Origin of the sequence: Candidatus Effluviviaceae Genus V sp. (assembly GCA_014728125.1) — a bacterium.
Taxonomy (GTDB): domain Bacteria; phylum Joyebacterota; class Joyebacteria; order Joyebacterales; family Joyebacteraceae; genus WJMD01.
Map to the genome: position 1 here is coordinate 1 of WJMD01000164.1, position 12,975 is coordinate 12,975.

Below are 12,975 nucleotides of genomic sequence, written 5' to 3' on the forward strand. Positions count from 1 at the left end.
CCATTCGGGGTCGCAAGGGGGTCCAAACAACAGACCGCGGCGCGCATTCCCCCATCAAAGGGAGAACACACAACGCGGTAGCCGACGGATGAGCGAACGTACTATACCGCTGCCTCAGGAATCTGTCTAGTCATAAGTTGGCTTACATGGCAAGGGGGGGGGTGTTCGGGGGCGGTTCCCGGCGGGGCGGCGGGACGGACCGACCGCGCGGGCACTCCAGCTCGAAGCCCCGCGCGGCCGTCGATGTGGCTATCGTGACTGCGTCAGGATGGCCCCACCGTCGTTGTTCTCCAGGTCACAGGGATACGGAGGTCCCTCCGTCGGCGGGTCGTTGTCCCAGGTGTTGTAGAGCGCCCAGATTGTCAATGGTGTCTGGTTCGTGACGCCGGCGCCCGTGTTGTCCTCGATCGTATTGAGGCCCACGCCGTCGCGGGCGCCTCCCCCGAGATCCGGGTTGGTCGAGTCGGGCGTTCCTCCGTAGATCATGACGCCGGTGCCGTTCCCGTGGATCCAGCACTGCTCGATCAGCGGGTCGGAGTCGTGGTTGGCGAAGATGCCGTAGCCCCATCCCGAGACCGTGCAGTTCCTGACGGTCGCGCGCGTGCCGAAGACGAGCTCCATGCCGCGACTCTCGACAACGCCCGTTGTGTTCACGACCTCGCAGTCCTCGATGAGCTGCGAGCCCCCGTGCGTTCTGATGGCGCTGTGACCGTAGACCTCGGTCGTGTGAATGTCCCGGATCGTGCAGTCGGCCGTTGTGTGCACCGCGTGGAGCGGGGATTCTCCCGAGGCGATGTCCATGGTGAACGATTCGAAGACCGAGCCGCTCGAAGGCCAGATGTAGCCGCTCATCTCCAGGAAGCACGAGTCGGCGCTGACGCCCCGGAGCGTCACGTCCTCGGGGATCGTGAGGCGTGTTCCGGCCAGGTCCTCGTCGTCGTACGTACCGGCGTGTACGAGGATGGTGTCGCCCGCGCTGATCTGCCCCAGGGCGAAGGCGATCGTCTCGAAGGGATTGTTCCAGGCCCCGCCTCCGGACGTGTCGTTCCCGGAGTCCGCGTCGACGTGCTTGATCGTGAAGACGACCGCAAGCGTATCGACCGCCGAGAGCGTGGTGTCCGTTTGCGAGACGGCTGTGATGACGACCTCTCCCCCGCCGGGAACGGCCGGCGGCGCGGTGTAGGACGCCGGGTTCGACTGGGTGATGGTGCCGTTCATCGAGTTGCCGCCGAGGATGTCGTTGACGTACCAGTCGAAGCCGTTCTCGCGCTTCGAATAGGTGTGGGTCGCCTCGACGGAGACGGTCCGCGAGATCTGGACCTTCGGGGCGCCCATGGTCATCGTGACCCCGTCCGGCGCCGAAGGACCTCCGTCGCTCGAGCTGCAGCCCGCGACGAGCGCCGTCAACGCCGCCGCTAGAGCCATCGCCGCGACCACACGTCCGGGGCGATCGAGTCGAACGGTCCTGAGCGTGCGCATCGTTCACTCCTTCCTCCCCGCCTGCCTCCGGGGAAGGCTACGGGTGCGTCTTCGAGAAGGGCTTCCCGCCCATGGCCCAATCGGTCTTGGGCACTTCCCGGATGATCACCTCGACGACGTCGGTCGCGGCGCCGGTCGTCCGTGAGACTGCCTCGGTAACCGCCCTGATGAGCTCGGCCTTCGTGCTGTCGTCCCGACCGGGCCACAGACTGATCTCGACAAGCGGCATACGCTTCTCTCCCTGCTTCGTCGTCCCGAGTCCGACCCGGGGCGATTGTGTGTTGCGTCTACTGGAGCTCTCTGATCCGCTCGATAACGGGAACCATGGCCCGCCTGGTCCTGTCGGTCACCTCGGCGAGCGGCGGCCTGGGTTCGGCGCTGTCGATCATCCCGAGCTCGGCCAGGGTGTACTTGACCGGTCCCGGGTTCGATTCGAGGAAGAGCGCGTTCGAGATCGGCCTGAGGACGCGGTGCAGCTCGAGCGCCCGGAAGGGGTTCGACGGGTAGGCCGCGACCATCTCGCTCACGAGAGACGGCAGGACGTTCGCGACGACCGACACGACACCCGAGGCGCCGACCGCCATCATCGGAAGCGTCAGCGGGTCGTCGCCGGAGAGCACGGTGATGTCGGCCAGCTCCAGGATGGCGCTGACCCGGTCGACCGAGCCGGCGGCCTCTTTGATGGCCACGATGTTGGGGAGCTCGGCGAGCCGGGCTACCGTCTCGGGGGGCATGTTCGTGCCGGTGCGCCCGGGGACGTTGTAGAGGACGATGGGGACGTCGACCTCCTCGGCCACGGCGCGGTAGTGGCGGTACTGGCCCTCGGGGGTCGGCTTGTTGTAGTACGGCGTGATGATGAGCACGCCCTGGGCCCCGGCCCGCCGGGCGGCCGCGGTCAGGCGGACCGTCTCGCGCGTCGAGTTGGAGCCGGTTCCCGGTATCACCGGGATGTCGTCGCCCATCTCCTCGAGGCAGATCTCGAGGACCCTCATGCGCTCATCGAACGTGAGTGTCGCGGCCTCGCCCGTGCATCCCGCCGGCACGATCCCGTCGGTCCCGGCCTCCCGGTGGAGCTTGAGAAGCCGCCGGAGCGACCCCTCGTCGATCTCACCGTCCTTCATCGGCGTGACGATGGCGACGATCGAGCCCTCGAACATCGGTGAAGCCTCCCTTGTCTGTCACTGGTCCTCAGACTGCGTCAAGGTCCCGCGATAGACGATGCGCGCCTCTCCGGTCAGCGTCACGTCGCAGAATCCCATGTCGCTCATGAAGAAGTCGACCGTCAGCGTCGGGCCGCCGCGGGTCCTGACGGAGACCGGCGGAGTGACGCGTCCTCGTGCGCCCTCGATGATCGCCGCGGCGACCGCTCCGGTGCCGCAGGCCAGCGTTTCGTCCTCGACGCCGCGCTCGTAGGTCCTCAGCTCGATCGTTGAGCCGTCGAGCACGCTGACGAAGTCGGCGTTCGTGCCCTCGGGGACGAACGCCCCGTGCTCTCTGATCATCCTGCCGATCTCGACCACGGGGTAGTCCTCGAGGTCCTCGACCTCGGCCACCGCATGCGGCACGCCGGTGTTGACCCTGTGAACGGTCAGCCTCCGGCCCTTGAGCGGAAGCTCGACGTCCAGGATCAGCGCGCGGGGATCCGGCATGGCGAGACGCACGCTCTCGTCGCTCACGATCTCGGCCCGGTGGGTGCCGGTCCGGCTCTCGAACGTCATCGTTCTGCCTGCGATGCCTACCTCGTTCGCGAACCGGGCGACGCACCGTCCCCCGTTCCCGCACAGGTCGGCCTCGCTGCCGTCGGCGTTCAGGTAGCGCATGCGGAAGTCGCAGCGGGTCGAAGGCACCACGAGGATCAGGCCATCCGCTCCCACGGAGACCCTCCGCCGGCAGAGGTGCTTCGCAAGCTCTCGGGCATCGTCCTGTATCCTCATGTCGCGGTCGTCGACGACGATGAAGTCGTTGCCCGCACCCGTCATCTTGGCGAACTCGAGTGTCACGTCTCCTCCGATGTCCTCGCGTGTCACGGGCTTCCCTCCGACGGCGGCGGAACGAGCTCGAGTACGATGCCGCCCGTCGAGTCGCCGGGCGCGTCGATGAGCACCCTGTAGGACGCGATCCAGCCCGTCTCACGCCCCGAGTCGAAGGCACCGTCGCCGTCCGCGTCGAGGAAGGCGACCAGACTGTAACGGGAATCGTACGTCCGGACGTTCCTGAACGCGAAGTTCCCGTCGGGTCCCGTGACCGCCTGGTACTCGCACGGCGACACAAGGCCCGCCGAGTCGGCGGCCACCGGACCCGGACACGCCCAGACGGTTGCGTCCGGGGTGACCGACCCGCCGAGGGTCACCACACCGGTGATCGTGCCGGCCGCAACGCTCGGCCCTGTCGAGAAGGCGAACGAGAACGGCTCGCTCAGCGCGACGCCGTGATAGTCGCGCGCGCCCTCCCCGATCGATACGACGATGGTCGTGGAGTCCGGAAGCAGCGTCTCAGGCTGTGCGGTGAGCCTGGGGCCCTCCCAGTCGAAGCGTCCCAGGGCCACGTCGGGGTCGACGCTCAGGGCGCGCTCCACCGAGGTCCGGTCCATCTCCTCGCTGAAAGCGACGCTGATGACGCTCTCCCTGGACGTTCCCGCCTCGCCGTCGGCCGGAGCGGTCGAGACGACGGTCGGCGGCTCGGTGTCTCTGGGACCGCCCCCCGGCATGCCGGTCTTGGCGCACCCCGACACACAGACGAGCGCTGCGGCAGGGAGCGCCGCGGCCGCGAGGATGCGCAGCGTGCCCGCCCGCGGGAATGTCCTGGGCGTCATGTCAGCTCCCCATCAGTGTCACCATGACGGCCTTCTGGATGTGAAGCCTGTTCTCGGCCTGATCGAAGACCGCCGACTGCGGTCCGTCCATCACGCCGTCTGTGATCTCCTCGCCGCGATGGGCCGGGAGGCAGTGCAGGGCTATGGCATCCGGCGCGGCGTGACCCAGCAGCTCCTCGTTCAGCTGGAAGGCGCGGAACGTCGCGTCCCGCTCGGCCTTCTCGGACTCCTGTCCCATGCTCGTCCAGACGTCCGTGTAGACGGCGTCGGCGCCGGTGACGGCCTCGACCGGGTCGTCGAGGACCTTGATGGTGGCGCCCTTCGACCGGGCGTTCTCGAGCAGCCTCTCGTCCGGCTCGTATCCCGAGGGTCCGCCGATCCTGAGTTCGAACGGGAGGTTGCCCGCGGCGTTCACCCACGAGTTGGCGACGTTGTTGCCGTCGCCGATGAAGGCCACGACCATCGATTCGGGGTCCTTTCCGCGCTCGATGCAGGTCAGGATGTCGCCCATCACCTGGCAGGGGTGGGTCAGGTCGGTCAGCCCGTTGATGACCGGCACGTCCGCCGCCCCGGCGAGCTCGGTGCAGTTCGAGTGGGCGAACGTTCTGATCATGATGCCCTGCACGTAGCGCGAGAGGACCTTGCCGATGTCGTAGGTGGACTCACGCTGTCCCATCTTGATCTCGGCGTCCGTCACGTACATCGGGTGTCCGCCGAGCTCATAGACGCCGACCTCGAAGCTGACACGGGTCCTCAGTGACGGCTTGTGGAAGATGAGCGCCACGGTCTTCCCCGCGAGATCGTCCCTGCCGGTCCGGTCCCGCTTGAGTTCCCTGGCCAGATCGAAGAGCCGCAGCATGTCGTCCCTGGTGATGTCAGCGATCGAGATGAAGTCGTTCATGGGTTCCTCCGCCCTCCTGTGGTCTCCCCTGTCGTCCGAGACGCCGCGCTCTCCGTGCGCACGGTCACGCGTCCGCCGCCTCGCCGCGTGGGTGGGCCTTCCTGTAGGCCTTCTTCAGTCTATCGGTTGTGACGTGCGTGTAGATCTGTGTGCTCGAGAGGCTCGCGTGTCCCAGAAGCTCCTGAACGGCCCGGAGGTCGGCCCCGGCGTTCAGCAGGTGCGTCGCGAACGTGTGGCGCAGCACGTGCGGGCTCAGCTTCCTGGCCTCCGATACCTCCGTGAGCCGCTTCGACACGATCCTCTGGACGCTCCTCCCGGTGAGTCGTCCCCCTCTCCCGTTCGTGAAGAGGGGCGCGTCCGCGTCCCGCGGGGCGTCTTTCCTGGATGAGAGATGTCGCTCGACCGCGTCGACCGCAGCGCGGCCGAGCGGGACGACGCGCTGCCTGCGTCCCTTGCCCGTCACGCGCGCGAGCCCCGCGCTCTCGTCGAGGTCGCCCACGTTGAGCGAGACGAGCTCCGAGAGCCTCAGGCCCGCTCCGTAGAGTACCTCGAGGATCGCGGTGTCGCGGATCCGTCGGACGTCGCCCGCATCGGCGTCGTTCGTCCCGAAGAGGCGCTCGGTCTCGGCCCTCGTGAGGAACGACGGCAGGCGCTTCTCAGGTCTGGGCGCCGGAAGCCCGGCCGCGGGGTTGGCGTCAAGGACGCCCCGTGCGGCGAGAAACCGCCCGAACGCCTTGACGGCGGCGAGCTTCCGCCGGACGGACGTCCTGGCGAACCTCGCGGCGCTCAACCCGGCGACGAAGCGGCGCACCGAGCGCGGCGCGAAGTCGCCGATGCGCGGCGTGTCGCCTCGGACGAGGTCGCAGAGGAAATCCCGGAACTGCCTGAGGTCGCGCTCGTAGGCGACCACCGTGTGCTCCGAGTAGCCCCTCGCCTCGAGAGACTCGAGGAACTCACCTGCCGCGCGCTCGATGCTCGACCGGCGCGTCAGGCGTCGGCGATCAGGCATCGTCGTCTCCTCCGTCCTCCTCGATCGCGACGCGTTCGCCGCACTCGAGACAGACGAGGTTCCTGCCCTTCTCCACCATGAAGCCCGCCTGGCAGGAGGGACACGTCTTCGATACAGGCTTGTCCCAGATCGCGTAGCCGCACTTCGGGTATGTGCTGCATCCGTAGAAGACGCGCCCGCGCTTCGTCCTCTTCTGGACGATGTGTCCTCCGCAGCCTTCCTCGGGGCAGCTGACACCGGTCGGGATGGGCGCCGTGTTCCTGCAGTCGGGGTACTTCGTGCAGCCGAGGAACGGGCCGTAGCGTCCGTGCTTGACGGCCATGGGCGCGCCGCACTTCTCGCACGTGACGTCGATGTCGGCCATCGCCTCGGACTCGACGGGCATCGTGAACTTGCATTCGGGGTATGCCGAGCACGCGAGGAACTTGCCGTTCCGGCCCCACTTCTCGACCATGACGGAGCCGCACTTCTCGCAGCGCTTCTCGGTCTCCTTGATGAGCGACTGCTTCAGCTCGCCCACCTTCTCCTCGACCTCGGCGACCCGCGCGTCGAACGGCTCGTAGAACTCCCGCACGACGTCGACCCACTCGTCCTTCCCCGCCTCCACACGGTCGAGCTCGCTCTCCATTCTGGCGGTGAACTCGACGTCGAAGAGATCGGGGAACCCGATCGCAAGAAGGTCCCAGACGACCCGTCCAAGCTCCGTCGGTGTGAAGCGCCGCTTCTCGAGCGTGACGTACCTCCGCTTCTTCAGCGTGTCGACGATCGTCGCGTACGTGCTCGGTCGCCCGATGCCCTTCTTCTCGAGCTCCTTGATGAGGGTCGCCTCGGAGTACCTGGGAGGCGGTTTGGTGAAGCGCTGGTTGGGCGTGATCGACGCGGCCTCGATGTCCTGTCCCTCGGTGAGATCCGGCAGCTCCTTGGCGTCCTTCCAGAGCGCAGGATAGACGCGCGTCCAGCCGGGGAAGACCGTGACCGATCCCTTGGCCTTGAAGACGTGCCTCTCGGCCTCGATGAGGGCCGTCGTGTTGTCGTAGACGGCGCTCTTCATCTGGGAGGCGACGAACCGGTTCCAGATGAGCTCGTAGAGGCGGTACTGGTCGGGCTCGAGGTACTGCTTGATCGACCGGGGTGTCCTTGCGATCGACGTGGGGCGGATCGCCTCGTGTGCGTCCTGGGCGCCCTTCGCGGCCCGGAACCGCCTCGGCTTCGACGGAAGGTAGTCCGATCCGTACTTCTCGCCGATGAGCGTTCTGGCCTCGTCCAGCGCTTCGTTCGCGATGCGCGTCGAGTCGGTTCGCATGTACGTGATCAGGCCGGTCGTCTCGCCCGCGATGGGAAGCCCCTCGTAGAGCGACTGCGCGTGCATCATCGTCCGCTTCGACGAAAAACGAAGCCTGTTGGCCGCCTCTCTCTGCAGTGTGCTCGTCTTGAACGGCGGGAGCGGCGAGACCTTCCGCCTGCGCTTCTCGACCGACGAGACGGTGAACGAGCGGCCCTCGAGCGTGTCGAGCACAGCCCCCGCCTCGCTCTCGTTCCCGAGCTTGGCCTTCTTCCCGTCGATCCTGTCCAGCCGCGCCTCGAACTCGACGCCGTCGTCGTTCCTGAAGACCGCGTCGATCGTCCAGAACTCCTCGGGCTCGAACGCCTCGATGGCCGCCTCGCGCTCACAGATGAGCCTGAGCGCCACCGATTGGACACGTCCGGCCGACAGTCCGTAGTAGATCGTCTTCCAGAGCACGGGGCTCACCTTGTAGCCCACGAGGCGGTCGAGGACGCGCCGCGCCTGCTGCGCATCGACCTTGTTCCGGTCGATGTCGCCGGGGTGCTCCATGGCCTCCCGGATGGCCCGCTTCGTGATCTCGTTGAAGACCACGCGTCGTGTCTTCTTCTCCGGGAGCTTCAGCGCCTCCGTGATGTGCCACGCGATGGCCTCGCCCTCGCGGTCGAGGTCAGAGGCCAGGTAGACCATGTCGGCCTTCTTCGCGGCGTCCTTCAGTTCCTTCAGGACCTTGCCCTTGCCGCGGATCGTCACGTACGTCGGTTCGAAGTCGTGCTCGACGTCGATGGCGAGTTTCTTCTTCGGAAGGTCCCGGACGTGCCCCACCGACGCCTTGACCGTGTAGCCCCGGCCCAGGAACTTGCCGATGGTCTTCGCCTTGGCCTTCGACTCGACGATCACGAGCGACTTGCCCATACGCTCCTTCCGGTCATCTCGGCGGCTGCGGGTCGTGCGTCGTTAGTTATTGCGTCCGCAGCACTTCTTGTACTTCTTCCCGCTACCGCAGGGGCACGGGTCGTTCCTGCCGACCTTCTGCTTCTTGCGCACCGTTCTGGGCGGCGGCGCCGCGCCGCCCGCTCCGGGACCCGGTCCCGAGAACCCCGGGGTCGGCGTCATCGACGTCGGCGACGCATCGGTCTCCGGGGGCGCCTGAGGCGCCGGCAGGTCGGGACGATGGGCCGTCGTGTCGCGGACCTCCTGCTCAGGCGGGGGCGCGTTGATCTGGGCGCGGAACAGAAGCTCCGCGGCCTCCTCCTGGATGCCCTCGATCGTCCCCATGAACATGTCGTAGGCCTCGGACTTGTATTCGAGCAGCGGGTTCTTCTGCCCGTATGCCCTCAGTCCGATGCCCTCCTTGAGCCGGTCGAGCTCGTGGAGATGATCGCGCCACTTCCGGTCGATCGTCTGGAGCAGCACGAGGCGCTCGAGCTTGCGCATGAGCTCCGGCCCGAGCTGCTCCTCGCGCCGTTCATACTGCAGTCGGGCCGCCTTCTCCATGTTCTTCGTGAGGTCGTCCTTCGTGATCCCGGCGATGTCGGCCTTCGAGAAGTCGATGTCGACGAGGAAGACCCGTCGCATGTCCTCTCTGAGTCCATCGAGGTCCCATTCCTCCGCGATGTCGCTCATCGCTGTCCGCTCGGACACGCGACGTTCGATGATGTCGTGGAAGATCTCCTCCATCTCGTCCGTCAGGTCCTCGCCCAGGAGGATGTTGAGCCGCTGCGCATAGATCACCTCGCGCTGCTGGTTCATGACGTCGTCGTACTCGAGAAGGTGCTTCCTGATCTCGAAGTTGTGTCCCTCGACGCGCTGCTGCGCCTTGCCGATCGCCCTCGTGACCATCGGATGCGAGATGACCTCACCCTCCTGGACCCCGAGCGTCGTCATGACCTTGGCGATGCGCTCGGAACCGAAGAGGCGCATGAGGTCGTCCTCGAGCGAGATGAAGAACTGGGACGCGCCGGGGTCGCCCTGTCGGCCGCTCCGCCCACGGAGCTGGCGGTCGATGCGCCTCGACTCGTGCCGCTCGGTCCCGATGATCCGGAGACCGCACGGCATGTCGGCCAGGCACTCCTCTGTCAGGTCCCCGTGGTCGTTCGGGCAGTCGGCGCAGTCCTTGTCCTCGCACTTGAGGCAGCAGCGTTCGCAGCGGAGAACACCGGGACCCAGTTTGATGTCGGTCCCGCGCCCCGCCATGTTCGTCGCGATCGTTACGGCGCCGGCCTGTCCGGCGCTCATGACGATCTCGGCCTCGCTCTTGTGGTGCTTCGCGTTGAGGACGTTGTGCTTGATGCGTCGGGCCTTGAGAAGCCGCGAGATGACCTCCGATACCTCGACAGACACCGTGCCGACGAGGATCGGCTGTTTCCGCTCGTGGAGCCGCTCGATCTCCTCGAGTACGGCGGCGATCTTCTCGCGGCGTGTCCGGTAGATGGCGTCGTCGTAGTCCATCCGGCGGATCGGCTCGTTCGTCGGGATGACGTGGACCGAGAGATCGTAGATCTCGGCGAACTCGTCCTCCTCGGTCTCGGCCGTGCCCGTCATGCCGGCGAGCTTGTCGTACATGCGGAAGTAGTTCTGAAGCGTGATCGTCGCGAGCGTCTGTGTCTCGCGCTCGATGGTCACGCCCTCCTTGGCCTCGACGGCCTGATGGAGGCCGTCCGACCACCGTCGTCCCGGCATCAGACGACCGGTGAACTCGTCGACGATCATCACCTTGCCGTCCTGGACGACATAGTCGACGTTCTTCTCGAAGAGCGCGTAGGCCTTGAGAAGGGCCTGAACGTTGTGGATGCGCTCGCTCGTCTGCGCGTACTCAAGATGGAGCGCGTTCTTCTTCTCAACCTTCTCCGAGGGCGAGAGGTCGGGGTCGCCGTCGACGGCCTCGAGCTGCTCCGAGAGGTCCGGCAGCACCAGGAGATCCCGTTCTTGCGGTGAGAGGAGCTCCCGCCCCTTCTCCGTGAGCGCCGCGTTCCTTCCCCGCTCCTCCATTGCGTAGAGCAGGTCCTCGTCGAGCTCCGTGAGGACCTTGTCCCGCATGAGCTCTCCCTCGACCCGCTGCACCTCGTTCTTGAGCGCCGGGTCCTCGTAGAGCTTCATCAGGCGGCGGTGCTTCGGCGCTCCGCGCGAGACCTGCACGAGCTTCACCAGCCCCTCGTACCGGGTCTCGTCGTTCTGAAGGAGCTTCTCGGCCTCGTCGAGCACCTTCCCGAGGAGCGCGGTCTGGCGCCTGACCAGGCGCTCGACCGGCGCCTTGAGCTGGTCGAACATGTGCGTCGAATGCTCGACGACGCCGGAGATGATGAGCGGCGTCCGCGCCTCGTCGATGAGGACACTGTCGACCTCGTCGATGATGGCGAAGTGGTGACCGCGCTGGACGCGGTCCTCGAGGCGTACTGCCATGTTGTCGCGGAGGTAGTCGAAGCCGAACTCGTTGTTCGTCCCGTACGTGATGTCGCGGGCATACTGGTCGCGGCGTTCCTCAGGCGTCATGCCGGTCTGGATGCAGCCGACCGTGAGGCCGAGCGTCTCGAAGACGTGCCCCATCCACTCGGCGTCGCGCTGGGCGAGATAGTCGTTGACCGTGACAAGGTGCGCTCCCTCGCCCGAGACCGCGTTGAGGTAGAGCGGCATCGTTGCGGCGAGCGTCTTGCCCTCACCGGTGGCCATCTCGGCGATTCCGCCCCGGTGGAGCTCGATGGCGCCCATCAGCTGCACGTCGAACGGGACCATGTTCCACTCGGTCTCGTGACCGACTACGGCCCAGCTCGTGCCGACGAGCCTGCGGCAGGTCTCCTTGACGACCGCGAAGGCCTCGTGCATGAGGTCGTCGACGGTCTCGCCGCCCTCGAGCCTCGCCCGGAACTCCGCGGTCTTGCCGTGAAGCTCCTCATCGGGGAGCGTCTCGTACGACGTCGCCAGCTCGTTGATGTGCGCCACCTCGGGAAGCAGGCGGCTGACCTCACGGTCCTGCCTCGTTCCGACGATGCGCTCGAGGATCTTGCCGAAGACCACTGTGTCTCCCGTTCCAGGGGAATGCCGCGGCTACCGGGTCGACCCAACAAGCTAGCAGACCCCCGCGTCCCGTGCAAGACGCGGCCTTCGGGTCAGGCCGTTCATTGGGCCGGCTCAGTGACCCGGAACGGCACCTCCTCGACGTCCTCGAAGTAGTTTCCCGAGGAGTAGGTCGCCCGTGCACGCAGCCGAAGCGTGTAGAGTCCCGGTTCCGGCGTGCCGCCGTCCTCCAGCCTGCCGTCCCACCGCTCGGTCCCTCTTCCGATGGGCCTTCGGCGGTTTGCGAAGAGCGTGCGGACGACCGCGCCGTCGCGGTCGAGGATCTCTCCGGTCACGCGCGATACCTCTGTCAGCCGGTAGCCGATCTCGCGCGCCGCCTCCCGTTCTCCGCGTTCAGGGGCGATCGACGCGTCGACGATGTCGGTGCCGATCCAGTAGTACTGGGCCCCGGCGCGTTCCGTCACGAAGACCTGTCCGAACCGCCTCCAGATCGTGATTCCCCGCGGCCGGTCGAACTCGCCCTCGCCCGTGCGGGAGCTGCCGAACGTCGCCACGTGCCCGAGCGTCGAGTCGAACTTGTGGATCGCGCCGAGACGCTCGTCGACGGCGTAGATGTTCCCGTAGTAGTCGACGGCCAGATACCCGAACGACGCGCCGTCGATCGCGAGCGCGCCGGCGGAGACCGTGTCCAGGAGGCTTCCCTCGAGACTGAACGTCGAGAGCCTGCGCCCGCCGAGGTCTGAGACAACGACGAACGAGCGCCGCCCCGCGACCCACCGCGAGTCGGCCTCGACCGCGTCGAGCCCGAGCGGCCGCTTCAGTCCGCCCGGAAGCTCGCCCGTGCCGTCGAACATCCTGAGCACGCGGCCGGTTCCTGTCATGACCACGACCCGGTCGTTCCCGGTGTCGGCGATGTAGAGGCGTCCCGAGCCTCCCAACGCGATGCAGCCGGGTGCTCGAAACTCGCGCTCTCCGGCCCCGCGCGTTCCGAACGACCGAACGTAGCGGAGCGTATCCCCCTCGTACGCGAGGCGCACGATGCGGTCGTTTCCCGTATCCGTCACGAACAGGTTCCCGCGCTCGTCCGCGGCCAGATCGGTCGGCTCGCGGAACCGTCCGGGCCCGCCGCCGACCGAGCCGTAGATCGAGGCCGAGTAGAGCGACGTATTGAAGATGATCTCCGAGCGTCCGGAGTTGAGGCCGAACACGGTGAGCTCGTCGTCGTCGTGCGGCGTCGACGGATCGTCCTTGGATCGCAGCTTGACGGCCGTGATGCCGGAGGGCTCGTCGAAGCGGGTTCGGCCGCCGAAGTGGAGGAAGAGATGGAATGACGTCACCCGCGTGATGCCGAGACAGTGCCCGAAGGGAGGATGGACGAGCGTGGTTCCGTCGGCCCGGGCGCCGCCGGGCGGCGCCGTCGTCAGCAGGGAAAGCAGAGCGAGCGCCGAGGCGCTGCGTACGAGCCGACGGTGCGCGGC

9 protein-coding genes are annotated in these 12,975 nt (G+C 66.9%); all 9 read right to left on the minus strand.

Going from position 1 to position 12,975, the window contains the following annotated elements; all coding sequences use genetic code 11:
* Positions 1 to 249 precede the first annotated feature (249 nt).
* The 9 genes from GF405_10020 to secA all read right to left on the minus strand — a co-directional run bounded on the left by GF405_10020 (position 250) and on the right by secA (position 11,497).
* Positions 250 to 1,479 (minus strand): DUF1565 domain-containing protein, encoded by a 1,230-nt coding sequence (locus GF405_10020; GenBank protein MBD3368490.1) that lies wholly within the window; start codon positions 1,477 to 1,479, stop codon positions 250 to 252.
* Between the two features lie 37 nt (positions 1,480 to 1,516).
* Positions 1,517 to 1,708 (minus strand): 4-oxalocrotonate tautomerase, encoded by a 192-nt coding sequence (locus tag GF405_10025; GenBank protein ID MBD3368491.1) that lies wholly within the window; start codon positions 1,706 to 1,708, stop codon positions 1,517 to 1,519.
* A 58-nt stretch (positions 1,709 to 1,766) separates the two neighbouring features.
* Positions 1,767 to 2,636 carry a 4-hydroxy-tetrahydrodipicolinate synthase gene (locus tag GF405_10030; GenBank protein MBD3368492.1) on the minus strand — a complete coding sequence of 290 codons (870 nt, stop codon included), beginning with the start codon at positions 2,634 to 2,636 and terminating at the stop codon, positions 1,767 to 1,769.
* A gap of 21 nt (positions 2,637 to 2,657) precedes the next feature.
* The gene (locus tag GF405_10035; GenBank protein ID MBD3368493.1) at positions 2,658 to 3,479 is read right to left on the minus strand and encodes a diaminopimelate epimerase; all 822 of its coding nucleotides are present in this window, start codon (positions 3,477 to 3,479) and stop codon (positions 2,658 to 2,660) included.
* Positions 3,480 to 3,502: 23 nt separating this feature from the next.
* Complete coding sequence (locus tag GF405_10040) at positions 3,503 to 4,291, minus strand: hypothetical protein (GenBank protein MBD3368494.1); 789 nt, start codon at positions 4,289 to 4,291, stop codon at positions 3,503 to 3,505.
* A 1-nt stretch (position 4,292) separates the two neighbouring features.
* A complete protein-coding gene (argF, locus tag GF405_10045; protein MBD3368495.1) occupies positions 4,293 to 5,192 on the minus strand; it encodes an ornithine carbamoyltransferase in 900 nt (299 codons plus the stop codon).
* 64 nt (positions 5,193 to 5,256) lie between these two features.
* Positions 5,257 to 6,201: a tyrosine recombinase gene (locus tag GF405_10050; GenBank protein ID MBD3368496.1), complete on the minus strand. Its 945-nt coding sequence runs from the start codon at positions 6,199 to 6,201 to the stop codon at positions 5,257 to 5,259.
* Positions 6,194 to 8,398: a type I DNA topoisomerase gene (topA, locus tag GF405_10055; protein ID MBD3368497.1), complete on the minus strand. Its 2,205-nt coding sequence runs from the start codon at positions 8,396 to 8,398 to the stop codon at positions 6,194 to 6,196. Before topA ends, GF405_10050 begins: the two co-directional genes overlap by 8 nt.
* Before the next feature lie 42 nt (positions 8,399 to 8,440).
* Positions 8,441 to 11,497 (minus strand): preprotein translocase subunit SecA, encoded by a 3,057-nt coding sequence (gene secA, locus GF405_10060; GenBank protein ID MBD3368498.1) that lies wholly within the window; start codon positions 11,495 to 11,497, stop codon positions 8,441 to 8,443.
* Positions 11,498 to 12,975: the final 1,478 nt, after the last annotated feature.